Source organism: Nocardiopsis baichengensis YIM 90130, from assembly GCF_000341205.1.
Taxonomy (GTDB): domain Bacteria; phylum Actinomycetota; class Actinomycetes; order Streptosporangiales; family Streptosporangiaceae; genus Nocardiopsis_A; species Nocardiopsis_A halophila.
Map to the genome: position 1 here is coordinate 116,134 of NZ_ANAS01000022.1, position 26,125 is coordinate 142,258.

The 26,125-nt window shown below is 74.9% G+C and carries 24 protein-coding genes; 10 read left to right on the forward strand and 14 right to left on the reverse strand.

The annotated features are described in order from the left end of the window. Positions 1-9: 9 nt before the first annotated feature. From C892_RS0118635 to C892_RS0118660, 6 genes are read right to left on the reverse strand one after another with little or no spacing between them, the layout of a single operon-like run. Positions 10-1,245 (reverse strand): cytochrome P450, encoded by a 1,236-nt coding sequence (locus tag C892_RS0118635; RefSeq protein WP_017558405.1) that lies wholly within the window; start codon positions 1,243-1,245, stop codon positions 10-12. Then, positions 1,242-2,840, reverse strand: a complete 1,599-nt coding sequence (locus tag C892_RS0118640) for an acyl-CoA synthetase (RefSeq protein WP_017558406.1) — start codon at positions 2,838-2,840, stop codon at positions 1,242-1,244. Before C892_RS0118640 ends, C892_RS0118635 begins: the two co-directional genes overlap by 4 nt. Continuing rightward, positions 2,840-3,997 carry a thiolase family protein gene (locus C892_RS0118645; RefSeq protein WP_017558407.1) on the reverse strand — a complete coding sequence of 386 codons (1,158 nt, stop codon included), beginning with the start codon at positions 3,995-3,997 and terminating at the stop codon, positions 2,840-2,842. The genes C892_RS0118640 and C892_RS0118645 overlap by 1 nt, the downstream gene beginning before the upstream one ends. Beyond that, the gene (locus tag C892_RS0118650; protein ID WP_017558408.1) at positions 3,994-5,061 is read right to left on the reverse strand and encodes a thiolase family protein; all 1,068 of its coding nucleotides are present in this window, start codon (positions 5,059-5,061) and stop codon (positions 3,994-3,996) included. The genes C892_RS0118645 and C892_RS0118650 overlap by 4 nt, the downstream gene beginning before the upstream one ends. Then, complete coding sequence (locus C892_RS0118655; RefSeq protein WP_017558409.1) at positions 5,058-6,080, reverse strand: Zn-ribbon domain-containing OB-fold protein; 1,023 nt, start codon at positions 6,078-6,080, stop codon at positions 5,058-5,060. The genes C892_RS0118650 and C892_RS0118655 overlap by 4 nt, the downstream gene beginning before the upstream one ends. Further along, positions 6,064-7,632 (reverse strand): acyl-CoA synthetase, encoded by a 1,569-nt coding sequence (locus C892_RS0118660; protein ID WP_193374789.1) that lies wholly within the window; start codon positions 7,630-7,632, stop codon positions 6,064-6,066. The genes C892_RS0118655 and C892_RS0118660 overlap by 17 nt, the downstream gene beginning before the upstream one ends. 173 nt (positions 7,633-7,805) lie before the next feature. Between C892_RS0118660 and C892_RS0118665 the strand changes: the two genes are divergently transcribed. Together C892_RS0118665 and C892_RS32320 are read left to right on the forward strand one after the other, a co-directional pair. After that, a complete protein-coding gene (locus tag C892_RS0118665; protein ID WP_017558411.1) occupies positions 7,806-8,624 on the forward strand; it encodes a crotonase/enoyl-CoA hydratase family protein in 819 nt (272 codons plus the stop codon). Between the two features lie 529 nt (positions 8,625-9,153). Further along, positions 9,154-9,378, forward strand: coding sequence for a hypothetical protein (locus C892_RS32320; RefSeq protein ID WP_017558413.1), 225 nt, complete (start codon positions 9,154-9,156; stop codon positions 9,376-9,378). 94 nt (positions 9,379-9,472) lie between these two features. Here the strand turns inward: C892_RS32320 and C892_RS0118685 are convergent, their stop codons facing one another. The 3 genes from C892_RS0118685 to C892_RS0118695 all read right to left on the reverse strand — a co-directional run bounded on the left by C892_RS0118685 (position 9,473) and on the right by C892_RS0118695 (position 11,710). After that, a complete protein-coding gene (locus tag C892_RS0118685; protein ID WP_017558414.1) occupies positions 9,473-9,910 on the reverse strand; it encodes a DUF4333 domain-containing protein in 438 nt (145 codons plus the stop codon). 158 nt (positions 9,911-10,068) lie between these two features. Further along, positions 10,069-10,431 carry a peptidase inhibitor family I36 protein gene (locus tag C892_RS29170; protein WP_017558415.1) on the reverse strand — a complete coding sequence of 121 codons (363 nt, stop codon included), beginning with the start codon at positions 10,429-10,431 and terminating at the stop codon, positions 10,069-10,071. Positions 10,432-10,624: 193 nt separating this feature from the next. Further along, complete coding sequence (locus tag C892_RS0118695) at positions 10,625-11,710, reverse strand: VanZ family protein (protein WP_017558416.1); 1,086 nt, start codon at positions 11,708-11,710, stop codon at positions 10,625-10,627. A 499-nt stretch (positions 11,711-12,209) separates the two neighbouring features. On the opposite strand from C892_RS0118695, the gene C892_RS29175 reads away from it, so the two are divergent. The 6 genes from C892_RS29175 to C892_RS29180 all read left to right on the forward strand — a co-directional run bounded on the left by C892_RS29175 (position 12,210) and on the right by C892_RS29180 (position 18,869). After that, positions 12,210-14,897, forward strand: coding sequence for a sensor histidine kinase (locus C892_RS29175; protein WP_193374790.1), 2,688 nt, complete (start codon positions 12,210-12,212; stop codon positions 14,895-14,897). A 26-nt stretch (positions 14,898-14,923) separates the two neighbouring features. Then, positions 14,924-15,322 carry a roadblock/LC7 domain-containing protein gene (locus tag C892_RS0118705; protein WP_017538415.1) on the forward strand — a complete coding sequence of 133 codons (399 nt, stop codon included), beginning with the start codon at positions 14,924-14,926 and terminating at the stop codon, positions 15,320-15,322. 11 nt (positions 15,323-15,333) lie between these two features. Then, the gene (locus C892_RS0118710) at positions 15,334-15,708 is read left to right on the forward strand and encodes a DUF742 domain-containing protein (RefSeq protein WP_239647436.1); all 375 of its coding nucleotides are present in this window, start codon (positions 15,334-15,336) and stop codon (positions 15,706-15,708) included. Next, a complete protein-coding gene (locus tag C892_RS0118715) occupies positions 15,689-16,276 on the forward strand; it encodes a GTP-binding protein (RefSeq protein ID WP_017538417.1) in 588 nt (195 codons plus the stop codon). The genes C892_RS0118710 and C892_RS0118715 overlap by 20 nt, the downstream gene beginning before the upstream one ends. Before the next feature lie 216 nt (positions 16,277-16,492). Beyond that, a complete protein-coding gene (locus tag C892_RS0118720; RefSeq protein WP_017558418.1) occupies positions 16,493-17,479 on the forward strand; it encodes an oxygenase MpaB family protein in 987 nt (328 codons plus the stop codon). A gap of 7 nt (positions 17,480-17,486) precedes the next feature. Then, on the forward strand, positions 17,487-18,869 hold the full coding sequence (locus C892_RS29180; RefSeq protein ID WP_017558419.1) for an MFS transporter: 1,383 nt from the start codon (positions 17,487-17,489) through the stop codon (positions 18,867-18,869). A 105-nt stretch (positions 18,870-18,974) separates the two neighbouring features. Here C892_RS29180 and C892_RS0118730 read toward each other — a convergent pair whose 3' ends face one another. Then, the gene (locus C892_RS0118730; protein WP_017558420.1) at positions 18,975-19,544 is read right to left on the reverse strand and encodes a TetR/AcrR family transcriptional regulator; all 570 of its coding nucleotides are present in this window, start codon (positions 19,542-19,544) and stop codon (positions 18,975-18,977) included. A 108-nt stretch (positions 19,545-19,652) separates the two neighbouring features. Here C892_RS0118730 and C892_RS0118735 point away from each other — a divergent pair, with 108 nt between their 5' ends. Together C892_RS0118735 and C892_RS0118740 are read left to right on the forward strand one after the other, a co-directional pair. Beyond that, a complete protein-coding gene (locus C892_RS0118735; RefSeq protein WP_017558421.1) occupies positions 19,653-20,075 on the forward strand; it encodes a nuclear transport factor 2 family protein in 423 nt (140 codons plus the stop codon). Further along, complete coding sequence (locus C892_RS0118740) at positions 20,072-20,908, forward strand: Rossmann-fold NAD(P)-binding domain-containing protein (protein ID WP_017558422.1); 837 nt, start codon at positions 20,072-20,074, stop codon at positions 20,906-20,908. Before C892_RS0118735 ends, C892_RS0118740 begins: the two co-directional genes overlap by 4 nt. An 82-nt stretch (positions 20,909-20,990) precedes the next feature. Here C892_RS0118740 and C892_RS0118745 read toward each other — a convergent pair whose 3' ends face one another. The 4 genes from C892_RS0118745 to C892_RS0118760 all read right to left on the reverse strand — a co-directional run bounded on the left by C892_RS0118745 (position 20,991) and on the right by C892_RS0118760 (position 26,110). Further along, positions 20,991-22,139, reverse strand: coding sequence for an NAD(P)H-dependent flavin oxidoreductase (locus C892_RS0118745; RefSeq protein WP_017558423.1), 1,149 nt, complete (start codon positions 22,137-22,139; stop codon positions 20,991-20,993). Positions 22,140-22,490: 351 nt separating this feature from the next. Then, positions 22,491-23,267 (reverse strand): decaprenylphospho-beta-D-erythro-pentofuranosid-2-ulose 2-reductase, encoded by a 777-nt coding sequence (locus tag C892_RS0118750; RefSeq protein WP_017558424.1) that lies wholly within the window; start codon positions 23,265-23,267, stop codon positions 22,491-22,493. A 486-nt stretch (positions 23,268-23,753) separates the two neighbouring features. After that, a complete protein-coding gene (locus tag C892_RS0118755) occupies positions 23,754-24,455 on the reverse strand; it encodes a response regulator (protein WP_017558425.1) in 702 nt (233 codons plus the stop codon). Further along, positions 24,452-26,110 carry a sensor histidine kinase gene (locus C892_RS0118760; RefSeq protein ID WP_017558426.1) on the reverse strand — a complete coding sequence of 553 codons (1,659 nt, stop codon included), beginning with the start codon at positions 26,108-26,110 and terminating at the stop codon, positions 24,452-24,454. The genes C892_RS0118755 and C892_RS0118760 overlap by 4 nt, the downstream gene beginning before the upstream one ends. Positions 26,111-26,125 lie beyond the last annotated feature (15 nt).

Here is a 26,125-nt window from a genome sequence, read left to right on the forward strand (position 1 = left end):
GGCGCCCGCTCAGCGGTAGCGCACCGGAAGCCGCTTGACACCGTTGATCCAGGCCGAGCGGAACCGCTCGGGCGGGCCCTCGGCGCGCAGGCCGGGCATCCGGTCGGCGATCGCGTCGAAGATCAGGTCGATCTCCATCCGCGCCAGGTTGGCGCCCAGGCAGTAGTGCGCCCCGGTGCCGCCGAACCCCAGGTGGGGGTTGGGGTCGCGGCCGATGTCGAAGGAGAACGGGTCGGTGAAGACCTCCTCGTCGAAGTTGGCCGAGCTGTAGTAGAGCCCCACCCGGCTCCCCCGCGCGATCGGCGTCCCGCCGATCGCGGTGTCGGCGGTGGCGGTGCGCTGGAAGGCGATCACCGGGGTGGCCCAGCGCACGATCTCGTCGGAGGCGGTGGCCGGGCGCTCGGTGCAGAACCGCTCCCACTGCCCGGGGTGGTCCAGGAAGGCGAGCATGCCGTGGGTGATGGCGTTGCGGGTGGTCTCGTTGCCGGCGACGGCGAGCAGGATGACGAAGAACCCGAACTCGTCGTCGTCGAGCCCGCGCCCGTCCACGTCGGCCTGGACCAGCGCCGAGACGATGTCGCCGCGCGGCTCCTCGCGCCGCTCGGCGGCCATCGCCATGGCGTAGGCCAGGATCTCGGCCGAGGCCACCGCCGGGTCGAGGGCGTACTCGGGCTCGTCGTAGCCGAGCATCCCGTTGGACCAGGCGAACAGCCGCCCCCGGTCCCGCTGGGGCACGCCGAGCAGGTCGGCGATGGCCTGCAGGGGCAGTTCCATGGCCACGTCGGCGACGAAGTCGCCGACGCCCTTGCCGACCGCGCGGGCGACGATGCGGTCGGCGCGCTCCTTGAGGGCGTCGGCCATCCGCCCGATCGCGCGCGGGGTGAACCCGCGCTGCACGATCTTGCGGAGCTTGGTGTGCTCGGGCGGGTCGGTGTTGATGAGCAGGTGGCGCCGCTGGACGTCCATCGCGTCGGGGTCGATGCCCTCGAAGTAGCGGACGATGGCGGTATTGGCGTTGGTGGAGAAGAGCCGGGAGTCCACCGAGGCGGTGCGCACGTCCTCGTGGCGGCTGAGGATCCACAGGCCGCCGTCGTCGAAGCCGTGCCCGGGGGGCTGGGGGTTCCAGTACACCGGCCGGGTGCGGCGCAGCCCGGCGAACTCCTCGTGCGGCACGCGGGCGGCGATCAGGTCGGGGTCGGTGAAGTCGAACCCGTCGGGGACGGGGCGCGGGGGCGGTGCGGTCATGGCGGTGCGTCCTCTCGCGACTGGTGCGGGGCGGGACCGCGGCCTTCGGCGGCCGTCGCGCGCGCCCAGCGGTAGTCGGCCTTGCCGCTCGGCGAGCGCTGCACCCGCGGGACGACCCGGTACAGGCGGGGCGCCTTGTAGCCGGCCAGGCGGGCGCGGACGTGGGCGTCCAGGAGCTCGGGGGCGGGGGCGTGTCCCCCCTCGGGGGCCGAGACCACGGCGGCCACGCGCTCGCCGAAGCGCGCGTCGGGCAGGCCGACGACGACCGCGTCGCCGACGCCGGGGGCGCCCTTGAGGACGGCCTCGACCTCTTCGGGGTAGACCTTCTCCCCGCCGGTGTTGATGCAGACCGACCCGCGGCCGCGGAGCACCACGGTGCCGTCGGCCTCCACGGTGGCCATGTCGCCGGTGAGGGTGTGGCGGACGCCGTCGACCTCGACGAACACGGCCGCGGTCTTGTCGGGGTCGTTGAAGTAGCCCAGCGGGACGCGGCCCGCGCGCGCCACCGTTCCCACCTCGCCCGACCCCGGTTCCACGGGGCGCAGGCCGGCGTCGAGGACGGTGATGCGCTCGTCCTCGAACCGGTAGCGCAGCCCGGTCTCGGGGGTGGAGCCGGGCACGCCCCAGGCGACCAGGCCGGTCTCGGTGGAGCCGTAGTTGTCCATGATCATGCGGTCGGGCAGGGCCTTCTGCAGCCGTGCCCGCACCGATCCGGAGAGGATCGCTCCGGTGGAGCTGACGACGAGCAGCGAGGAGAGGTCGCGGCCCCCGCGCTCGACCTCCTCGGCCAGGGGTGCGGCCATGGCGTCGCCGACGATGTTGATCGTCATCACCCGCTCGCGCTCGACCGCGCTCAGCACCTCGGCGGCGTCGAAGGAGGGGACCAGCACCAGGGTGCCCCCGGCCCAGAAAGTGATGAAGGAGGCCAGCTGGGCGGCGCCGTGCATCAGGGGCGCGGCCGGCATCATCACCACGCCCTCGGTGGCCGCCGCCCGGTCCGCCACGTCCCCGGGGGCCGCCGCGGGCTCCCCTCCGGGGTTCCCGCCGCCGTGCCCGGCGAAGAACAGGTCCTCCTGGCGCCACATGACGCCCTTGGGCATGCCGGTGGTGCCGCCGGTGTAGATGATGTAGAGGTCGTCGCCCGAGCGGGCGGGGAACGGGGGCCCGTCCGGAGCGGCGTCCAGGAGCGCCTCGTAGCCGTCGGGCGCCCGCACGGTGCAGCGCAGCGACGGGGCGGCCGGGGCGGCCTCGGCCGCCCGGGCGTCGAAGGCGGCGTCGTGCACCAGGGCGGCGGGGTCGGCGTCGGCCAGCAGCGAGCGCAGCTCGCCGGCGACGTAGCGGTAGTTGACGTTGACCGGCACGGCCCGGATCTTCAGGGCCGCCAGCAGCGCCTCGACGTAGTGCGGGCCGTTGTAGAGGTACTGGGCGACCCGGTCGCCGGGGCGCACCCCGTTCGCGGCCAGGTGGCGGGCCAGCCGCCCCGCGCGCGCGTCCAGCTCGGCGTAGCTGCGGCGCTCGTCCCCGCAGACCAGCGCGGTGCGGTCGGGGACCCGGGCGGCGACGGCCTCGAACAGGTCGGCGAGGTTGAACTCCATCAGGGGCCCTCCGATCCGACGATCCACATGGCGAAGAACTGCGCGCCGGCCCCGTAGGCGTGGCCGAGGGCGGTGCGGGCGCCCTCCACCTGGTGGCCCTCGGCGCGGCCGCGCACCTGCTGGGCGGCCTCGGCGAAGCGGATCAGCCCGGAGGCGCCGATGGGGTTGGTGGACAGCACCCCGCCGGAGCGGTTCCAGGGGGTGTCGCCGTCCGGGGCGGTGGCGCCCTCCTCGGTCAGCCGCCAGCCCCGGCCCGGCTCGGCGAAGCCCAGGTTCTCCAGCCACATCGGCTCGTACCAGCTGAAGGGGACGTAGACCTCGGCGGTGTCGATGTCGCGGCGCGGGTCGGCCACCCCGGCCTGGGCGTAGACGTCGGCGGCGCAGTCGCGCCCGGCCCGGGGGTCCACCGCGTCGCGCCCGGCGAAGGCGATGGGCTCGCTGCGCACCGCCGCCCCGCGGATCCAGGCGGGCGGCCCGGGGGCGGCGCGGGCGGCGCCGGCGTCGCCGATGACCATGGCGCAGGCCCCGTCGGAGGAGGGGCAGGTCTCCAGGTAGCGCAGCGGCTCCCAGAGCATCGGGCTGGCGGCGACCGCCTCGGGGGTGATGCCGGGCATGCGCAGGTGGGCGTAGGGGTTGCCCAGGGCGTTGCGGCGGTCCTTGGCGGCGACGGCCCAGCCCACGTGCCCGGGGGCGCCGGAGCGCTCGATGTAGGCGCGGATGAAGGGGGCGAAGTAGCCGCCGGCGCCCACCACCAGCGAGGCGGAGAAGGGCTGGCCGACGGTGAGCGCCCAGGTGGCGTTGGACTCCGACTGCTTCTCCCAGGCCAGGGCGAGCACCCGGCGGAAGGCGCCGGAGCGCACGTGGCTCGCGGCGACGATGGCGGTGGACCCGCCGACCGACCCGGCGGTGTGCACGCGCAGCAGCGGCTTGCCGCGGGCGCCCAGGGCGTCGGCGAGGAACAGGTCGGGCATGGCCACGCCCTCGAACAGGTCGGGGGCCTTGCCCAGCACCACCGCGTCGATGTCGGCGAAGCCGAGCCCGGCGTCCTCCAGGGCGCGCAGGGCCGCCTCGCGCACCAGTCCGGGCATGGACACGTCGGTGCGCCTGCTGCGGTGGTGCGTCTGCCCGACGCCGATCACCGCGGCCGCTCGGCTCATCGCGGGCCTCCTTCCTCCGGGGCGGGCCCGGCCTCCAGGACCGCCACGAGGTTGTGCTGCAGGCAGGGGCCCTGGGCGGCGTGGGCGACGGCACGGTCGGCGCCGCCGCCGGCGACGCGGCGCGCGGCCTCGCCGATGCGGATCAGGCCGGTGGCCATGACGGGGTCGGCCGCCATGGGGCCGCCGGAGGGGTTGACGCCGGTCTCCTCCCCCAGCCCGAGCGCGGCGCGCAGCAGGACCTCCTCGTGCGGGTGGCGGGCGTGCAGTTCGGCGACCTGCACGGGGCCCTCGGCGACCCCGGCGGCGGCCGCGGCCTGCTCGGCGGAGGCGCAGCGGGACAGGTCGCGGGCGGCGGGGCTGTGCACGTCGATGCGGTGCTCCAGGCCCCGGATCCAGACGGGGCGGACGCCGCGCGCGCGGGCGATCCGGGTGGCGGCGGGGCCGGTGGCCAGCAGCACCGCCGCGGCGCCGTCGGCGGGCGGGGCGGTGTGCCCGGGGCGCAGGGGCAGGGGCGGAACCCGGCCGCCGGTCTCCGGCGGGCCCGCCCGCTCGGCGATGCGGGCCAGCTCCGCCTCGCCGGCCCGGCCGGCGTCGATGACGGCGCGCGCCTGCAGGGCGGCCAGGTCCTCGGCGTCCAGGCCCAGCGGCGCCAGGTAGTAGGGGTCCAGGGTCCGGGCGAGGATGTCGGGCAGCGATCCCTGCGTCGCCTTGCCGAAGCCGTAGGCCAGGGCGATCCCGCCTCCCGCTCCGTCGTCGTCCCCGTGGCGCAGGCGCAGCCAGGCCTCGTACAGCGCCCAGGCGGCGTCCATCTCGACGTGGCTCTCGCTGATCGGGGGCCAGGCGCCGAGCGCGTCGAGCGCGCCGACGAAGGAGAAGGGGGCGCCGGCGAGGTAGTCCAGGCTGCCCGAGACGGTGAAGCCGACCTCGGAGCGGTCGGTCCCGGCCTGCTCCAGCACGGCGGTCACCACCCGGTGCACCAGGGCGGGCTCGGGCGCGCCGGTCCCGCCGGGGTGCACGTCGCGGGCGTAGGCGACGACGGCCACGTCCGGGGCGGGGGCGCTCATCGCTCCTCCTGTTCCGGTGCCGGCTCCGGTGCCGGCTCCGGGGGCGGGTCCGGGGGCGGGTCCGGGACGAACCAGCGGATGCTCGGGCGCGTGCGGCTGCGCTCCTCGGGCGGCAGCCACTCGGCCCGCACCCGCATGCCCGGGCGCACCCGGGCCGGGTCGACACCGCTGACCAGGGCCAGCAGGTCGACGTCGGCGCCGTCGAGGCGGACGTATCCGGTGACGAAGGGGACCTCGGGGGCGCGCGGGTCGGGCACGTGGTTGACCGAGAAGGTGGTGAGCGTGCCGGTGGGCGGCAGCTCCACCTCCTCGGTGACGGGGGTGCCGTCGGCGGGGTCGACCTCGCGCGGCGGGACGTACACCGCGCCGCTGCGGGCCCGGCTGCCGAGGATGCGCCCCTCGGTCTGGGCGTCCAGGTACCGGGCCAGGGCGGGGTCGGCGCGCACCGTGTAGTCGAGGCGCCCGGTGTCGCGGACCTCGGTGACCTCGGGGCGGAAGCAGGCGATGTCGGTGACGGCGCCGGTGCGCTCGGCCTCCGGGCGCAGCCGGGGGCGGACCCGCAGGCCGGCGCGGAGCGCGCGGGGTGGTTCCGCGCCCGCCGCCTCCCCCATGTCCAGGGCGTGCAGCATCGCGGTGTCGGCCCCGTCCAGGAGCACGGCGGCCCAGGCGAAGGGGCGGTCGAAGGGGTGGCGGGGGCGGGGCTCGGCCACCCAGCACCAGGTCTGCACGGTCCCGGCGGGTCCGACCCCGGGGTGGTCGCCGGTGACCGGGGATCCGTCCAGCGGGTCGTACTCGGTGGGCGGGACGAGCACGCGGCCGGAGGCGGTGCGGACCCCGACGAGGCGGCCGTCGCGCAGCTCGGTGAGGAAGCGGCCGATGACGGGGCCGGTGCTGCGGGTGTAGCCGCCGGGGAAGGCGACGCCGTGCGTGCCGATGAGGGGTTCGGGGTCCGCCGGTCCGGGGGCGGCCGGTTCAGGGCCGGTCGGTTCAGGGTCGGTCGGTTCAGGGTCGGTCGGCATTCTTCTCACGGTTCTCCCAGTAGGGGTCCCTGAGGCGGCGCTTGGGGAGCTTGCCGTTGGGCTCGCGGGGCATCTGCGCGATGAAGTCGATGGAGCGCGGGTGCTTCATGCGCGCGAGGCGGCCCTGCAGGTGCTCCATGAGGCGCGCGGCGAGGGCGGGCCCCGGTTCGGAGCCCTCGGCGGGCTCTACGACGGCCTTGACCTGCTCTCCCCAGTCGTCGTCGGGGACGCCGAAGACGGCGGCGTCCATCACCTCGGAGTGGGTGAGCAGCTCCTTCTCGATCTCGGCGGGGTAGATGTTGGCGCCGCCGGAGATGATGACCTCGCTGGTGCGGTCGCTCAGGTAGAGGTGGCCGTCCTCGTCCAGGCGGCCGATGTCGCCGAGGGTGAAGAACCCGTCGAGGCGGGCCTCGTCGGTCTTGCGGCGGTCGCCCTTGTACTCGAAGTCGGGGCCGAGCATCCGCATGTAGACGGTGCCGGTCTCGCCGGGCGGGAGCGCCCGGCCGTCGGCGCCGACGATGCGCAGCTCGGTGATGGGCCAGGGCCGGCCCACCGACCCGGGGTGGGCGTGCCGGTCCTCGGGGCGCTGCACGGTGCCGCCGCCCTCGGTGGCGGCGTAGTACTCGAAGACGCACTCGCCCCACCAGGCGAACATGGCCTCGCGCACCTGCTCGGGGCAGGGGGCGGCGCCGTGCACCAGCCACCGCATGGAGGACACGTCGTAGCGGGCGCGCACCTGCTCGGGCAGATGGAGCAGGCGCTTGAAGTGGGTGGGCACCATGTGGGTGCTCGTGATGCGGTGGCGCTCGACCAGGCGCAGGAACTCCTCGGCGTCCCAGCCGTCCATGTACACCACGGTGTGGCCCATGTGCAGGGCGGTGGTGCTGAACTGGGTGACGGCGGTGTGGTAGGTCGGCGCGGTGACCAGGTGGGCGTTGCCGGGGCCGGGCTCGATGCCGAAGAACCCGAACAGGGCGGTGCCCAGCTCGGCGGCGTCGTCGGGGTCGAGCCCGCTGAGGGCGCGGCGCACGCCCTTGGGGCGGCCCGTGGTGCCCGAGGTGTAGTGCATGGTCTGGCCCGCGGTCCGGCCCTCGGGCAGGTGGTCGGGGCGGCCGCCGATGAACGCGTCGAAGGGGACGAAGCCGGGCACGTCGCCGAAGCCGATGCGCGCCTCCTTGGGAAGCGCCGCCTCCTCCGCGCCGCGCAGGCCCTCGGCGGCGAAGCGCTCGTGGACGAAGAACGCCTTGGCGCCGCTGTCGGCGGTGATGTAGCCGATCTCGGGTCCGGTCAGGTGCCAGTTCACGGGGGTGTAGTAGAGGCCGGCCTGGAGCGCGGCCAGGTAGAGGGTCAGGCCGTCCGACCCGTTGGGGGTCAGGCCGCAGATGCCGTCGCCGGTGCGCAGGCCCAGCGCGCGCAGGGCGTGCACGAGGCGGTTCGCGCGGGCCAGGAGGGCGCCGGCGGTGTGCTCGGCTCCGTCGGGGTCGACGCAGGCGAGGCGGTCGGGGTGGGCGCGGGCCGTTCTCCAGAAGCCGAGGGGGGCGGTGTCCGACATGGAGACCTCCGTCACACCGAAGCTCACTCCCCGGTAAGTAGAGCACGTTCTCTTTTTTGTGACTAGGCCGTGTTCTGCAGCGCATTTCCGATCTAGAATCAGTTCTCACCTCTGCCCCGACACACACCGTTGGAACAGCGCGCCGGCACGGCCGGCGGACCGGGAGGCGAGCGATGGAGGAGAGCACGCGGCTGGACCTGTCCACCCCCCACTGCGAGGTGCGGCGCCACGGCCCGGTGGTCACGGTGGAGATGCGCAGGCCCGAGGCGCGCAACGCGCTGTCCACGGACATGCTGGTGGGGATGGCCGACGCCTTCGCCTACATCGGCGCCGAACCGGGGGTGCGGGTCGGCGTGCTCACCGGCGCGGACGGGGTGTTCTGCGCGGGCGCGGACCTGAAGGGCATGGGGCGGCCGTCGCAGGACGCGCGGGTCAACGCCCGGGCGGCCGGGATCGCCGACTTCCACTGGAAGGGCCTGCTGCGCCAGGACCGCCCGCCCAAGCCCCTGGTGTCGGCGGTCGAGGGCCCGGCGGTGGCCGGGGGCACCGAGCTGGTGGTCGGCACCGACGTGCGCATCGCCGCCGAGGGGGCGGTGTTCGGCCTGTACGAGGCGCGCCGGGGGCTGTTCCCGATGGGCGGCTGCGCCGTCCGGGTCCCGCGGCAGATCCCCTACGCCCGCGCCATGGAGATGCTGCTGACCGGCCGCTCCTACACGGCGCGGGAGGCCGCGGACATCGGCCTGGTCACCCGCGTCGTCCCGGACGGGACGGCGCTGGAGGAGGCCCTGCGCACCGCCCGGGAGATCGCGGCGTGCGGCCCCCTGGCGGTCCAGGCCATCCTGCGCGTCCACCGCGAGACCGAGGGCCTTCCCGAACACGAGGCGCTCAAGGTCAGCGACGCCGCCGGCTGGGAGGTCCTGTCCTCCCAGGACGCCCGCGAGGGCGCCCGCGCCTTCACCGAGAGGCGCGAGCCGCGGTTCACGGGCGAATGAGCCCTGCCTTGAGCCCGGCAGTGCCCCCTACAGCCCCGACAAGGCGAGGATCAGGAGCAGCAGGGCGAAGCCGATGAGGACGTGCGTCGGCCACGCGGAGAACCTGCCGGACGGGCCGCGTGCAGCCACCGGACCTCCTCGGATCGATCGAAGGCGCCCAGCGTGCCCGCGCCCTGCGCGGGAGATTCCGGAGCGGTCGGCCATTGGCCGGTGGCGGCCGCGGGGAGGAGCCGGTCCCGGCCCTGTGCTCAGACGGCGCCCGCCCCGGACAGGGCCAGGATGAGGAGCAGGATCGCGAAGGCGATCAGCAGGTCCGTCGGCCAGGACGAGAACTTGCCGGAAGAGTCGCGTGCGGGCACCGGGGCTCCTTCTGTGTCGGGAAAGGAGCCAGGGTGCCCCGGGGACGCGGGGGAACTTCCCGGGGTGGTCGGTGATTGGCCGGGCGCGGCCACATGGGCCCGCCTCCACGCGTCCACAGCCTCAGGAAACCGTCAATGCGGGCATCCGACGCGCCGGTGACGATGGACCCGTGCCCGCCCCTCACCGGGTCGTCATCGCCGTCTTCCCCGGTGTCGACCTCCTCGACGCCACCGGCCCCGCCGAGGTCTTCGCGCTCGCCGACCGGGAGGCCGGCGGCCGGGGCCGCTACGAGGTGCTGCTGCCCGGCGCGGTGGAGGCCCTGCGCCGGGTGGTGCGCAGACGGACCGGGTCCGCCCCGGCGGCCTACCGGCGGAGCTTCCGCACGGCGCCCTGACCGGCCGCCCCGGTCGACGGCCGCCGCAGCCCGTCCGCCGGGGAACGGCGGCGGACGGGCGGGCAACGCGAACGCCCCGGCCGGAGCGCGGGGGTCAGCCCGAGGGCTGCTCGTCGACGACTACGTCGAAGTCCACGTTCGTGCCCTCGACCGCGGTCGCGGTGATGGTCACACCGAGGGTCTGGTCGCCCGCGGTGAGGTCGCAGCGGATGGAGGCACCGACCTCGGCCGGCAGGTCCTCGGGGCAGGTGAGGTCGTCAGGCGTCTGCCCGACCTCCTCTTCGAGGACCGCGGCGGCCTGCCGGGCGACCTCGTCCGCGGGGACGGCGCCGGCCTCCCCGCCGGAGTCGGGCGCGCCGGACTCCCCGCCGGTCCCCCCGCCCTCCTCGGCCCCCTGCTCCTGGCCCCGGCTCTCCTCGACCGGCTCCATGTCGCCGATGCTGGCGTTGAACGAGCAGCCGGCGGTGAGGAGCACGGCCAGCGCTCCCAGTCCGGTCGCCGCGGCGGCCTGTCTGCGCCCGGTTCCTCGCATCTCGTTCTCCCTGCTCTCACTCGTGGATGGGGTATCCAGCGTGAGACGCCGGGACCCCGCCTCGCGTTCCGTCCGCAGAGATCACGATCGGGCTGCTCATGGTGGTGCGCAGGGCGCGGCGGCACCGGGGCCGGCGTCGGCCCTCCCCGCGGACGGCTCTAAGGACCGCAGTAGACGACGACCCCCACAAGCCTGTTGTTCTCCTCCGGCGACAGGTTGGTCTCCGTCCAGCGCGGGACGTGGCCCCGCGGGGTCGGGCTGAGGAAGATCAGTCCGACGTCGTTGCCGTGGGTCTTCACCGACGACGCCTTGAGCGTCATGAAGTCGGGCACCGGGTGGTGCCCGCAGGACGGGACGTCCCAGCGCTCACCGCCGCCGTGCCATCCGGAGAAAACGCACACCTTGCCCCACGGGCAGTCGCTGTAGTCCGCCTGCGCGGGCGCCGCAGTGAGCGCGAGCGCCCCCGCCGCCATGGCCAGCGCCGCCACCGCGGCCCGGGCCTTCCTCGCCACCGTCTTCATTCGCCACCCCCGGTCGCTCGTCCCCGCCCGGCGCGTGCCCCGGTGGGTCGCGGCACCGGAACGGAGGTTTCCTCCATCCTGCGATGCGCGGGCGAAGGAGAACAACGTCCCCGGTCGGTCCGGTACCGGACCGACCCGGCCGTCAACCGATCGCCACGACGTGCGTGGCGGCCTGCTCGTGGCCGGACCCGGGTCAGCTGCCGACGCGCTGTTGCGGGGGGCCGGTGCGCAGGGAGGGGAAGTACCGGATCAGCTTCGTCGGCATGCGGCCCGTCACCGCCGCGGTCGTGGTGATCCTGGTGCCCGCGATCAGGTCCGCCGTGCCCGCCTGGTCCCGGCGGACCAGCTCCGGGGCGCCGTGCACCAGGGCCACCAGCAGCGCCCACGGCTGCAGGCCGAGCACGAACAGCACCACCACCGGGGTGTACAGCAGCGCGGCCCGCAGGGTCGTCCTCCACCGGGCCGCCGGGCCGGACTCCCCCGGGGACGAGACCGCCAGGCGCATGCTCGCGCGCCCCGGGGTGCCGCGGTCGGTGCGCAGCAGCGGCACCAGGAGGCCGCCCCCCACCGCCGCCGCGACCAGCGCGATCCGGTGCGCCTCGGGCGCGCGCACCAGGGTGATGGTCCCGGTGTCGACGAGCACGGCCACCGCCAGCAGCGTCCCGTTCCACCAGAGCACCAGGTCGAGCGCGTGCCCGCCCAGGCGGCGGGAGAGCCCCGGCGGCATGCTGTCCATGACGGCCCCCGGCCACGCGCGCGGCAGGAGCCGGACGGCGGCGCAGCCGATGAGCCACCCCGCGGCGCCCCCGGCCGCTCCGAGCAGCACGTCGTCCACGGCCGCCACCCGGTAGGCGCAGGGGTACAGCCCGAGCACGCCGGTGTACTGGACCGCCTCGACCACCAGGGCCAGCAGCGCCGCCAGGGCGGCCGTGAAGGGCAACCCGCGCCGGTAGCGGTACCGGAGCAGGGCGCCGACCAGCGCGAACACTCCGGACGCGGCCCCGGCGTGCAGGGCGGCGGTGCGCCAGGACCCGGGCAGTTCCCCCAGGGCGAGGGGGTGCGGCAGCGCCGGGGCGCCGCCGTCGATGGCGCACAGCCCGTCGGCGCCGCGCGGCAGCGGCCACACCGCCAGCAGCCCCACCGCCAGTCCGGCCGCCAGCACCGCCAGGGTGACCTGCCCCTGCCAGCCGGCGATGCGCCCGTAGCGCCCCAGGTGGACCCGGAAGAACAGGGCCGCCCCCACCGCCGCGGCGAACACGACGGCCGGCACGGCGGCCACGGCCCCTCCCGGTCCTGCGCCGAGAATCCCTCCCATAAGGCCCCAAGGCTAGCCGCGGCCGGTGCGGCCGCGCGGGCGAACGGCCGAACCCGGGGCGGAGGGGCCGCGCCGGGGCCGGAGGAGGGGTGCATCCGCGCACGTCTGTAACTATTCGATAATTCTTGGTCAGGCTACGAACGCGTAGCGCGGTCACCGCGATCCGGACAAACCACTCCATCGGTATCGCGGTTGCCCAGTTAAGGACCAAAGTCATCCCCGCCCCGACCCGCTCGTCAGGCCCAGGAGGCACCACCCCCTGCGATTCCGGCCCTTCCCGGGCGAGATACGATCCCTGGGCCGAATCCCCGCGCCTTCCTCCGCGTAGCGCGGACAGGTCGGCCCGGCCGGAGGGCGCCACGAGCGCGCCGGCAGCCGGTCCTCCACATCCGAAGCACCTGGAACGCCCCTTCGCCGTTCCACCGCGTCCATGTGTGCTCAAGGCACGGGCCATAGGAGAGCAGTGCAGGAAGCAGAGAAGCGGCGGGTCCCGAGCATCCGCACCCGGCTCCGCAGGATCGTCATGACCCCCACTGCGGCCCTGGTCGCGGTGTGGCTCGTCGTCAGCGGAGTGCTGTTCTACAACGCCGCCATGGAGCTCGCCCTCAGCAAGGGCAACGAGCGCTACCTGACGCCGTCCGCGGTCGCGCTCACCACGGTGATGAAGGAGCGCACGATCACCGTCGGCTACCTGGAGCACCCCGAGGAGCTCGGCGACGAGCTCGACGAGGCCCAGGCCGCCTCCGATGAGCACATGGGCACGATCATCGCCGACTACGACGAGCTCAAGGCGATCGCCCCGGATTCGGCCGCCGACCGCATCACCACGCTCCAGGACGCCTACGGGGGCATCGACCGGCTGCGCGCCGACGTGCGCGAGGGCGACGCCTCCCGCTCGGACGTCCTCGACTTCTTCAACGGGGTCACCGAGGCCGCCGCCGACGTCTTCGACGAGCTCTCCCGGACCGGCAACAACGTCGAGTCCATGGGTCCCGGCATCAGCGCCACCTCCACCTTCCGCGCGGTCGACCACCTGGGCCGCGCCGACGCCAGGCTGGTGAAGTCCTTCTCCGAGGACGAGCTCAACCACCCCGACATGCACGCCTTCGTCCGGGAGTTCGGCGCCTTCGACGCGCGCATGGAGGAGACCGCCCCCTACCTCGGCCCCGAGCAGCGCGCCCAGTACCGGGAGCTCACCGGGTCCGAGGAGTACGGGCGTCTGAAGGAGTACGTCGCCCAGATCATGGAGCGCCCCGCACAGACGGAGACCGACCCGATCACCGGCGAGGTCACCGAGCGCTTCCCCATGCCCGTCTCCAAGGCGGACTGGGACGAGGCCTACCTGGCCGTCTTCGACGAGATCACCGACATCGGCGCCAATGAGGCCCTGTACGCCGGCGGCATCCAGGCCAACGTCGCCTACCGCTCGCTGGCCTTCGCCGTGCTGGGCAGCGCCGGCGTGGCCGCCCTGGCGATCCTGACCGTGCTGACCGCCACCCGCTCCGCCCACCGGCTGGTCGACCGCCTGCACCGCCTGCGCGACGACACCGAGGAGCTGACCGGGCGCCGGCTGCCCGGCATCATGAGCCGGCTGCGCCGCCACGAGCCGGTCGACCTGGACGAGGAGCTCCCCGACCTGGTCGCCAACCAGCACGACGACGAGATCGGGCAGGTCGCCCGCTCGTTCGACGCCGCCCAGCGCACCGCCGTCGAGGCGGCGATCAACCAGTCCGAGCTGCGGCACGGCGTCAACCGGGTGTTCCTGAGCATCGCGCACCGCAGCCAGACCCTGATCCACCGCCAGCTGCGCCTGCTGGACCGGATGGAGCGCGACCAGGAGGACCCCGCCCAGCTCACCGAGCTGTTCAAGCTGGACCACCTGGCCACCCGGTCCCGCCGCAACGCCGAGAACCTGCTCATCCTCGGCGGCGAGAACCCGGGCCGCACCTGGCACCGGCCGATGCCGCTGGTGGACGTGCTGCGCGGGGCGATCTCCGAGTCCGGCGACTACTCGCGGGTGCAGCGCACCCACATCGCCCGGGTCGCGCTGATCGGCCCGGCGGTGGCCGACGTCATCCACCTGGTGGCCGAGCTGGTCGACAACGCCACCGCCTTCTCCCCGCCGCACACCCGGGTGATGCTCAGCAGCGAGCAGGTGCCCAACGGCGTGACCGTGGAGATCGAGGACCGCGGCCTGGGCATGCAGGACGAGGAGTTCGAGGCGGCCAACGCCCTGCTCGCCGACCCGCCCGAGTTCGACGTCATGCGGCTCAACGACAAGATGCGGCTGGGCCTGTTCGTGGTGTCGCGGCTGGCCAAGAAGCACGGCATCAAGGTGTGGCTGCGCTCCTCCCCCTACGGCGGGGTGCAGGCGATCGTGCTGCTGCCGCCGGAACTGGTCTCCGAGGCGCAGGCGCTGCCCGCGGGCGAGGTGCGCGTGGTGCGCGCGCCCGAGTCCGCCGACGGCGACCTGCTGGGCGGCTCCGAGAAGGCGCCCGCGCCCTCGCCCGCCGCGGAGGACCGCGAGCAGGGCGGCGGCGGGGAGCCGGCCGGGGACAGCGCGGAGGCGCCCGACCGCGCCCCGCTGGAGGTCCGGGCCGAGGAGCGCACCGACAAGGCGATCACCGCTCTGGCCGCTTTCGCCGCCGAGGACGAGGGCACGCCGAACGGCTCCGGCGGCTCGGGCGGCCCGAACGGCTCGGGCGGCCCGGGGGGCGGCGGGGACGCCGCCCGCGACGGCGGCCCCGCCACCACCCCTTCGGGCCTGCCCCGGCGCGGCGCCCGCCGCTCCTCCTCCGACCCGTCCGGCGCACCGCCTTTCGCGGCCGTCCCGGACTCGCGCGACACCCGCCCCGAGTCGGCCCCGGCGCCCGGTTCGGGCGAGCGCCCGGCGCTGCCCAAGCGGCGCCCGCAGACCAACCTCGCACCCCAGCTCGCCGACGACTGCCCCAACGACCCGAGCACGGGCCCCGGCGGGGGCGGCGCACCGGGGTCCGAATCCGCCCCACAGGATCCGGACCGCTCCGAACGGCTCCGCCGCAACATGTCCGCGTTCCAGCAGGGGACGCGCCGCGGCCGCGAGGAGAGCCGCGGAACCGACCGGGGCGCCGCCGGGGACGACACCACCGAGGACACTGAGAAGGACTCCTGACCTTGACGAACAACGCTGCGAAGGACTTGAACTGGCTCCTCGACGGGCTCGTCGAGCGCGCCGTGGGGGCCCGCTACGCGATCGTCCTGTCCGCCGACGGCCTGCTCATGGGCAGCTCGGCCGACCTGGCCAAGGACGACGCCGAGCAGCTGTCCGCGGTCGCCTCGGCCTTCCAGAGCCTGGCCCGGGGCACCGGAAAGCAGTTCAACGGCGGGGAGGTGCTGCAGACCGTCGTGGAGATGGAGCGCGCCTACCTGTTCGTCACCGGCGCGGGCAGCGGCGCCTGCCTGGCCGTGGTCTCCGAGGAGGGGTCCGACGTCGGCCTCATCGCCTACGAGATGAACGTCCTTGTCGAACAGGTCGGCCGGTTCCTCGACGCGGCCCCCCGCCAGGAGGGGCGGCCCGCGCCGGAGTCGGCCGGGTGACGGGAGGCACCATGCCCGATCCCCACGAGTGGAGCCCCGGCCCCGACGATGCCGGGTCGGTCGTCCGCCCCTACATCCTCACCGAGGGGCGGCAGCACGCCGACGGCGTCCAGCTGGACATGGTCAGCGTGGTCATCGCCGCGCGCGCCGAGGTGGACGAGATGGCCCTGGAGCCCGAGCAGCTGCGCATCCTGGAGCTGTGCCGCAGGGCCCAGTCGGTGGCCGAGGTCTCCGCGCACCTGGACATCCCCGTCGCCGTGGTGAAGGTGCTGCTCGGCGACCTCATCGGCCGGGGCTACGTCCTGGCCCGCGCCCCTTACACGAGCGAGAGCCCGGTGAGCCGGGACGTACTGCAGGCGGTACTCGATGGCATCCAACGACTCTGACAGCAGCGGCGAGCGCATCCCGGCCGCCATCAAGATCCTGGTCGCGGGCGGTTTCGGCGCGGGCAAGACCACCCTGGTCGGCTCGATCAGCGAGGTCGCCCCGCTGAGCACCGAGGAGCTGATGACCGAGGCCAGCCTGGGCGTGGACGACCTGTCCGGGGTGGAGAAGAAGAACACCACCACCGTCGCGCTGGACTTCGGCCGCATCACCATCAACGAGGACCTGGTGCTGTACCTGTTCGGCACGCCCGGCCAGCAGCGGTTCTGGTTCATGTGGGAGGAGCTGGCCACGGGCGCGCTGGGCGCGGTGGTGCTGGCCGACACCCGGCGGCTGGAGACCTGCTTCCCCGCGGTGGACTTCTTCGAGCGCCGGGGCGTGCCCTTCGTGGTGGCGGTGAACTGCTTCGAGGGAGCCCACCACTACGCGGCCGAGGAGGTGCGCTCGGCGCTGAGCATCCCGCCGGAGGTGCCGGTCCTGCTGTGCGACGCGCGCGACCGCTCCTCCAGCAAGGAGGTCCTGCTGACGCTGGTGCGGCACGTGGCCCAGCGCACCGCCGCCCCGGCCTGAGGCCGGCGCCGGCCGCGGTCGGCCCGCGGTCGGCCCGCGGCCGGCCGACCGCGGCGTGTCGGGGGCCGCAGGCCCTGTGGTGTGGGCGATCCCGCGCGGGGCGGAGTTCCTGGGCCGCGGGGCCGACGGGTAATGTTCCCTACCGATCGGTACCTACCGGTCACTCGGTGGGCGCCCCCGGCCCGCCCCGTCCCCACACCGCACCGGAGAGGCCCGATGAAACGGTTCGACTGGTACGACGAGATCCACCGCCTCGACGCCGAGGCCGACGCCCGCCGGATCACCTTCATCCTGGGCGCCCACGAGTTCCCCTGGGACATGTCGCAGGCCCTCGGGCTGGCGCTGTACCGGACCTACGCGGTGCCCAGCATCGGCGGGCTGCTGGGAGACACCGAGGAGTTCACCGACCGCACCCAGCACCGCTACGACGACACCGCGCTGCTGCTGGGGCAGATGCTGCAGCACGGCTTCGAGCCCGGGCGGGGCCGCGACGCCCTGCGGCGCATGAACCAGATGCACCGCAGCTACGACATCAGCAACGACGACTACCTGTACGTGCTGAGCACGTTCGTGGTGATGCCCCCGCGCTGGCTCAACGACTGGGGCTTCGGCTGGCGGCGGCTCAGCGAGCACGAGATCCGCGCCAACACCAACTACTACCGCGACCTCGGCCGCCACATGGGGATCAAGGAGATCCCCGGGACCTACGAAGAGTTCTGCACGCTCATGGACGGCTATGAGCGCGAGCACTTCGGCTACACCGAGGGCGGGCGCGCGGTCTCCGACAGCACCCTGGAGCTCATGCTCACCTTCTCCCCGCCGTGGCAGCGCCCGCTGATGAAGAAGTTCACCACGGCGCTGCTGGACGACCGGCTGACCGAGGCCTTCCGGTACGAGCCGGCGACCCCGTTCTGGAAGGGCGCGGTCCGGTTCGCCCTCAAGGCGCGGGCCAAGGTGGTGCGCTTCATGCCGCCGCGCGTGGAGCCGCGCACCGAGGAGGACAACCCGAACATCAAGAGCTACCCGGAGGGGTTCGACCCCAACCGCATCGGCACGTTCCCGACGAAGTGCCCGGTCCCGCACGACCTGAAGACGGTGGAGGTGTCGGGCAGCCGCGACCGCGTCCCGGCCCCGGGCGAGGCGCTGCCGCCGGAGCAGCGCGCGAGCGCGCGACAGGGCGCGCAGCAGGGCGAGCGGGGCTGAGCCCGGCGTGAGCGTACCCCCCGCCGCGGAGGCGGAGCGCCTCCGCGGTCCGGCGCTGCCCCGCTCCGTGCACGCCGGGTACGGGGTCGGCGCGGTCGCCACCCACGTGTTCTCGACCGTCCCGTCCCTGCTGCTGCTGATCTACCTGACCGACGCGCTGGCGGTGGCGCCGGCCCTGGCCGGGTTCGTGGTGGTGGCGCCCAAGGCGGTGGACATCGTCGCGAGCCCGTACATCGGCATGCGCTCGGACCGGACCGTGTCCCGGTGGGGGCCGCGGCGGCCCTGGATGCTGGCGGGGACCGCGGCGCTCCCGGTGTGCTTCGCCCTGCTGTTCGCCGGCCTCCCCCTCCAGGGCGCGCCGGCGGCGCTCTACGTGCTCGTGGTGTTCACCGCGGCCGCGCTCGCCGCGTCGGTGTTCCAGGTCCCCTACGCGGCGATGCCCGGGGAGATCACCGACGGCTACCACGAGCGGTCGGCGCTGCAGGGGTGGCGGACGGTCTTCGTCGGGGTGGCGCTGCTGCTGGGCGGTGCGCTGGCGCCGGTCCTCGTGGACAGCACCGGCCCCGGGCGCGCGATCGAGGGCTACCGCCTGATGGGCGTGGTGATGGCGGCCGTGGTGATGGCGGCCATGGCGGCGTGCGTGTACGGGACGCGCTCCGCGCCCCTGCGCCGCCGGGTGGGCCGGACCCGGGGGTTGGCGGACCAGTTCCGCTCGGCGCTGGGCAACCCGCACTTCCGGCGGCTGCTCCCGACGGCGTTCCTGCAGGTGGTGTCGTCCGGGACGATGATCGCGGGCGTGCCGTACGTGACCGGGCACGTGATGGGCGAGCCGGGCTACACCGCCCTGCTGGTGGTGTGCGTGACGGTGCCTCTGATCGCCACCATGCCGCTGTGGACGGCGGTCTCCCGGCGCCTGGACAAGCGTCCGACGCTCGCCCTGGCAGGGGCCTTCTTCATCGCCGGCGCCATCGGGCTGTACTTCATCCCGGTGATGGGCGGACTGCCGTGGGCGATCGCGATGTCGGTGGTCGTGGGCACGGGCAACGCGGGGTGCACCATGCTGCCCTACTCGATGCTGACCGACTGCATCGCCGCCACGCGCGCCGTGAGCGGGAGGCACCAGGCCGGAGTGCTCGCCGGGATCTGGTCGTCGATGGAGGCCCTCGGCGCGGCGCTGGGCGCGCAACTGCTGAGCGCGGCGCTGGCGGCGAGCGGGTACCGCCAGTCGGCGGCGGGCGAGGCGGTGGAGCAGACCGACCGCGCCCTGCAGGGCATGCTCATCGGGAGCACCCTGGTCCCCGCCGCGGTGATGCTGGGGTCGGTCCTGCTGCTGCGCCTGTACCGGCTGGACGCCGCCGAGATGGCGAGACTGACGGCGGCCGAGGCGTAGGAGGGCCCGTGTCCGCCGGAGCGGTGGATTCCGGCGCCCCGAACCCGTGTTGATCTCGGGGAAGTCGGCCTTATAAGTGCCCTCTTAAGGCCGACTTCCCCGAGATCAACGACAGAGGGGGGCGCCGCGTTCCTCTCCTCGGAGGACGGACCGGACCAGGGTCTGCACGCCGCTCTTCAGCCGGTCGTCGGGCCAGTCCGCGAGGTGGTCCACCAGGTCGCTGCGGACCGCCGCGAGCAGCGCGTGGGCGAGGAAGTCGGCCGCCTCGGGCCCCCGCGTCGCGGCGATCAGGGCCGCGAGCCGGGCGTGCAGGCCGCCGTAGGCGGCGTTGGTGTAGGGGCTGCCTCCGCCGAGGGACTCCAGTGCGCGGGAGAGCGCCCGGTTCTCGATCTTGAACCGGAGGAGCGCGTCCATGGTGCGCGCGACCGCGTCGACGGCGCCCTCGTCGCCGCCCTCCTCCTCCAGTTCCGCGGTCATCCGTTCGGTCCGCAGCTCGTACAGCGCGCGGATCAGCCCCGCGCGGTCGCCGAAGCGCCGGAACAGTGTTCCCTTGCCGACGCCGGCCGCGGCGGCGACGTCGTCCATCGACACCCCGGCCGGGTCGTCGGCCGTGTCGAAGAGCCGGCCGGCGGCCTGCAGCACGGCCTCGCGGTTGCGCGCGGCGTCTGCCCGCACGGAGCACCCCCTTGCTAAGCGGACCAGCGGTCCGTTACGTTAAGCGGACCGATGGTCCGAATTCTAGCGGGCCACCGCCGTCTCCGTCTCCCCTGGAAGGGCACACCCATGCCGACCCACGCACCCGGCCGCCCCGAAGCGGTGTTCCGGCAGGGCCTGGCGTTCCTGCGCGCCAAGGACATGCCGGGCTTCATCGGCCTGTTCGCCGACGACGCCGTCGTGGAGTTCCCGTTCGCCCCGCCCGGCCGGCCCCGCCGCCTGGACGGGCGCGGCGCCGTGCACGACTACCTGATCGACTACCCGGACACCTTCGACGTGCACCGGGTCGACGTCGACACCGTCCACCGCACCGCCGACCCGGAGGTGATCGTGGCCGAGTTCTCGGCCCAGGGGACCGTCGTCGCCACCGGCGAGCCGTACGAGTCGCCCTACGTCGCCGTGCTGACGGTGCGGGACGGCCGCATCGCGCACTACCGGGACTACTGGAACCCCCTGCTCGCCCTGGCCGCGGACGGGGGTGCGGAGGCATGAGCGTCCTCGTCACCGGAGGCACCGGGACCACGGGCGCCCGCGTCGCCCGGAAGCTGGCCGAGCGGGGGCGCCCGCACCGCGTCGCCAGCCGGCACCCCGTCGGCGACCGGGTCGCCTTCGACTGGTACGACCCCTCCACCCACGCCGGGGCGCTGTCCGGCACGACCGCGCTCTACCTGGTCGCCCCGGTCGGTGAGCCCGACCCGGAGCCGTTCATGGCCCCGTTCCTGGAGCGCGCCGCGGAGGCCGGGGTGCGCCGGGCCGTGCTGCTGAGCGGGTCCCCGATCACGCCGGGGACACCGGGCCTGGGCCGCGTGCACACCCGGCTCGGCGAGGTCTTCGGGGAGTGGGCGGTCCTGCGCCCGACCTGGTTCGCGGACAACTTCACCGGCGACCACCTCCAGGCCCGCCTGGCCCGCGAGCAGGGCGAGATCGTCAGCGCGACCGGGACGGGACGGGTGCCGTTCGTCGCGGCCGAGGACATCGCCGAGGTCGCGGTGGCCGCCCTCACCGACACCGTTCCGCACAACACGGACCACATCGTCACGGGGCCGGAACCGGTGGGCTACGACGCGGTCGCCGAGATGCTCGGAGGGGTGCTGGGGCGGCCGGTGCGGCACCGGTCGCTGACCGAGGACGCGCTCGCCGGGCGGTGGACCGCGGAGGGCATGCCCCCGGAGTTCGCGCGGCTGCTCGCCGGCCTGGACACCGCGATCGCGGCGGGCGCGGAGGACCGCACGACCAGCACCGTGCAGGACACTACCGGCCGGCCGCCGCGGACGCTGGAGGAGGCGCTGGCCGAGGGGGTCAGACCGCTCCGCTCTCCAGAGTGAGCAGGTCCGCCCGGGGCGGGGCAGGGGCGGGTCGGGGGCGGGTCGCGTCGGGGCAGGAGCGCCGCCGGGCCGCGCGAAGGGGTCACCCGGGGCCGGTGGCCGTGTCTCCGGCGGCCTCTCCCTCGGCGGCGCGGTTCAGGTGCTCCAGGGCCTCCCCGAACTCCTCCATGAGCTCGTAGACCACCTGGGAGCAGGGCTTCACGCGGTCGAGGGTCCCGACGATCTGGCCCACCGGCGACGGCGTCAGGGTCGGGTGGCGCACCCGCCCGACCCGGCGCAGGGCGTCGGCGATGAGCATGAACTGCAGGGGCATGGGCAGCGGCCCCGGCGACTCCTCGCCCTCCCAGGCCTGTGTCCAGGTGTTGCGCAGCATGCGGGCGGGCTTGCCGGTCATGGAGCGGGAGCGGACGGTGTCGGTCGAGGAGGCGTGGAGGATCTGCTCCAGGGCGCCCGGCGGCGTGTCGGCCTCCTCCGTGGCCAGCCAGACCGACCCGGTCCACACCCCCTCGGCGCCCAGGGCCATGCCCGCGGCCATCTGGCGGCCCCGGCCCACGCCCCCGGCGGCCAGGACCGGGACGGGGGCGGCCTCGTCCACGACCTCGGGGACCAGCACCATCGTGGACACCTCGCCGGTGTGGCCCCCGGCCTCGGTGCCCTGGGCGACGACGACGTCCACCCCCACGTCGCACTGCTTGCGGGCGTGCCGCCGGGAGCTGGCCAGGCCGGCGACCTTCACGCCGTGCCGGTGGGCCTGCTCGACGACGTCGGGGGGCGGGGCGCCGAGGGCGTTGGCCAGCAGGGCGATGGGGTGTTTGAGGGCCACCTCGACCTGGGGGCGGGCGGTGGCGTCGGTCCAGCCGAGGAGGAAGTGCCCGGCGTCGGCGCCGGCCGCCTCGGGGACGCCGTGCTCGGCGAGGAGGTCGTCCACGAAGCGCCGGTGGGCGTCGGGGATGAGCGCGCGCAGCCGCTCCTGCAGCTCCTCGCCGGAGCCGGCGCCCATCTCGGCGCCTGCGGAGGAGGAGGGCATGACCACGTCGACGCCGTAGGGGCGGCCGCCGGTGTGCGCGTCGATCCAGGCGAGCTCGGTCTCCAGCTCCTCGGGGGTGAAGTACAGGGCACCGAGAACGCCCATGCCGCCGGCCCGGCTCACCGCGGCGACGACGTCCCGGCAGTGGCTGAAGGCGAAGACGGGCAGCTCGATGCCGAACATCTCGGTGACACGTGTGCGCATGCCGCCATGAGAACACGAGAATGAAACACGTTCTAGACCCGTTGTTCGCCTTTTCAGGAGGTGGTTTGAGGAGGTTCACAGAACCCGTTATGGCGCGATGCGCGCCGTGCACCGAGAGCGCCGTCCGGGCCCGCGGGACGTCCCCTGAAGTCGCGGAGGAAGGGACGAGCGGAGGGAGGGGGGAATCAGGAGCGCCGAGGGTCACCTCCGACAGACCTCACCGCCCCTCGCCGCTCGTCGGTGCTCGTCGGTGCGGAGTGGCCGCGGTGAGCACCGGAGCGACGCCCCGGCCACCGCGGACGTCCGTCGTGCCAGGCCGGGGCGTCTCGGAGTTGCTCGGGTCGGCCGCGTTCAGCGGGGCAGGCGGCGCCACATCGAGCGCGGCAGCAGACGCATCCCGGTGAAGACGTAGCGCAGCACCGAGGGCACCCACACGACCTCGCGCCCGGTCCGCAGCCCTTCGGTGACGGCGGCCGCGACCTGCTCCGTGGTGGCGGGGAACGGGGCGGCGGACACGTGCCGCGACATCTTGGTGGGCACGTATCCCGGGCGCACCACCATCACGCGGGCGCCGGTGCCGTGCAGGGCGTCGCCCAGCCCTTGGGCCAGCCCGTCGAGCCCGGCCTTGGCGGCGCCGTAGACGAGGTTGGCCCGGCGCACCCGCACACCGGCCACCGAGGAGACCACGACCAGAGTGCCGTGCCCCTGCTCGCGCAGCCGGGCGGCGACGGCGAGGTCGGCCGAGACGTGGCCGGTGAAGGTGGCCGCGGCGGCGTCGGCGGCCGAGGCCGGGTCGGCCTCGAAGGCGGCCTGGTCGCCGAGCACCCCGAAGGCGTCCACCACCACGTCCAGGTCGCCGGCCAGCTCCACGGCGGAGGCGACGGCGCCCTCGTGCCCGGCGGTGTCGGCGGCGTCGAAGTCGAGCGGGTGCACCTGCGCGGCCCCGGCCGCGCGCAGCCGGTCGGCCTGCTCCTTCACCCCTCCGGCCCCCTCGTCGGAGGCGCCCCGGGCGGCGAGCACCACCGTGCGCGCCCCGCCCCGCACGAGCCGCTCGGCGATGGCGACCCCGATCTCGCTGCGCCCGCCCAGGAGGAGAACGGTGTCCACGGCTCCGACGGCGTTCCGCATGTCAGTCCTCTCCGAAAACGACCTCGCGCGCCCCGACTTGGAGACAGAAGCCTCCCAGAGGCCGCCGCCTACGCGGAACCCAGGGCCGCCTTGGGGAAAGGGATGCGCTCGGAGTCCTCCCACTTCCTTCGCTCCCCCTCAGGTGGCGGGGGGACCAGGGGGAACGTACGGGTGGGCGCACGCCGATCGCATCACGGGGAGGAAGGAGGGCCGGCTCCGGACCTGCCCCGTCGAGCACCGACCCGCTCACGGACCGAGAGGACGGCGGGCCATCGGGGCGCTAGGAGGTGAGGCAGCGACGACGGAGCAGGGCGGTTCCCCGACCGCTCCGCTCGACCGCCAGGGGCCCGGCGGCCGAGCGGCAGCGCCGAGGAACGGGCCGCCTTCTCGTCGCCTTCTTCCTGTGCCCCCGGGCTCCGACGGACGACACGTTCGGGGAGCGTGCTCCCCTGGCCCCGGCCCTGTGTGCGGGGCGGCATGTGCCGACTACCCCGCTCCCGGCACCCAGTGGTAGCGGCGCTCCGGGCGGCCCGCCGTGCCGTACTTCAGGCGGACGACCGCCTTGCCCTCCTGGGCGAAGTGCTCCAGGTACCTGCGCGCGCTCACCCGGGACAGGCCGGTCAGGGCCGCGCACTCGGAGGCCGACAGGTCGCCCTCGGCCTTCTCCAGCTCGGAGCGGACCAGCGCCGCCGATTCCGGGGTCAGCCCCTTCGGCATCGGCGGGGCCTTCGCCGGGGCCGCCGGCGCCGTGCCGGTCCCGGGCGCTCCGAAGACGCGGTCCAGGTCCTCCTGGGCCGCCTCGCCGCCGCCCAGCGCCCCCCGGACCTCCTGGTAGGCGACCAGGCGCTCGCGCAGCGTCTCGGGCGTGAACGGCTTGACGATGTAGTGCACCGCCCCGCCGTGCCGGGCCCGGCGGACCGTCTCGGCGTCCCGGGCCGCGGTGATCATCAGGACGTCGACCTGCGGCCCGTCCCCGGCCCGCAGGCGCCGCAGCACCTCGGTCCCGCCGATGTCGGGCAGGTACACGTCCAGCAGCACCAGGTCCGGGCGCAGGTCCCGCACCCGCTCCAGCGCCTCGCCGCCCGTGCGGGCCTCCCCCACCACGGTGAAGCCCGGCACCCGCTCCACCAGCCTGCGGTGGACCTGGGCCACCATGAAGTCGTCGTCCACGACGAGCGTGCGGATCACCCGCGGCCTCCTTCCTCCTCGGACTCGGGCGCGTCCGTCCCGGCCGCCGGCAGCACGGCGGTGAACTCGGCCCCCTCCACCCGGACCGAGCCGCCGCGACGCTCGCACACCATCCGGATCAGCGCCAGCCCCACCCCCCGGCGGCCGCCCCCGCCCTTGGTGCTGAACCCGCGCCGGAACACCTCCTCGGCCAGCTCCGGGGACACGCCGGGGCCCGAGTCGCGCACCCGCACGCGCACCCCCTGCGCGGTCTCGTCCAGCTCCACCTCCACCCGGCCCTCCTCCTGCCCGCGCACCGCCTCCAGCGCGTTGTCCACCAGGTTGCCGACCACGGTGACCAGGTCGGCCGAGAGCTCGCCGTCCTGCTGGGACAGCCCGGTACCGGACGCCACCTCCAGCCGGCCGCCCTGCTCGGCGGCGAGGCTGGCCTTGGCGATGAGCAGCGCCGCCACCGACGGGTCGGCCACCCGCGCCGCCACGTCCTCGGTCAGCCGGGTGCGGGCGCCGCCGACCCGGGCGATGTACTCGGCCGCCTCGCCGTAGGCCTCCAGCCCGAGCAGCCCGCCGATCACGTGCAGCTGGTTGCTGAACTCGTGCGCCTGGGCGCGCAGCGCCTCGGTGGCCGTGCGGGTGGCGTCCAGCTCGCCGCGCATGGCCACCAGGTCGGTGTGGTCGCGCAGGGTGGTCACCGACCCCTCGGCGCCCTGCTGCCCCAGCGGCATGCAGTTCACCGTCACCAGCCGCCCGTTGATCAGCACCACCCGGTCCGGGGCCTGCTCCCGCTCGGTGAGGGCGGCGGCGGTGTCGGCGTCCACGCCCAGCTCCTCCAGGGCGCGGCCGGCCGCGCCCTCGGGCAGGCGCAGCAGCTCGGCGGCCGGGGCGTTCACCAGCGCCACCCTGCCCTGGGCGTCCACCCCCAGCACACCCTCCCGGATGCCGTGCAGCATGGCCTCGCGGTGCCGGGCCAGCCCGGCGATCTCGCCCGGCTCCATGCCCAGGGTCTGGCGCTTGACCCTGCGGGCCAGCAGCAGCGACCCGACCACCCCCAGGAACGAGGCCACGCCCAGGTAGACCAGCAGGTCGGGGGCGGACCCGGCGAGGCTGGCCGCCGGCCCGGGAACGTCCCGCCCGGCCAGCGCGAACCCGAGGACGGTGCCGTCGTCGGCGATCACCGGGGCGTGCGCCACCACAGCGCGGCCGCCGTCCATCTCGGCCACGCCGATCCAGGACCTGCCGGAGAGCACCCGGCTCTCCCCCAGGTCCAGGGGCCGGTCCGGGGCGCCGGCGCCCCCGGTCCCGGAGCCGCCCGCCCCCATCGCGGTCAGGGGCCGGCCCCGCGCGTCGGCGAAGAGCAGGTGGTCGGCGCCGGCCAGGGAGCGCAGGTTCTCCGCGGTCGGCTGCAGGATCCCGGCCCGGTCCGGGTCGGACAGGCCCACCCGCACCGCGTCGGTGGACGCCGCCGCCTCGGCGACGGTGAGCATGCGGCGCCCCTCCTCGGCGCGGAACCGGGCGTCGGCCTGGGCCAGGGACACCCCCGAGACGGCGATGAGCAGGGCCACCACGATCAGCAGCTGGAGGAGCAGGAACTGCCCCGCGAGCGTGAGCCTGGCGCGCACGGTCCCCTCCTCGATCGCCGCCGACGGTGTGCGCGCCATCGTCGCATGTCACAG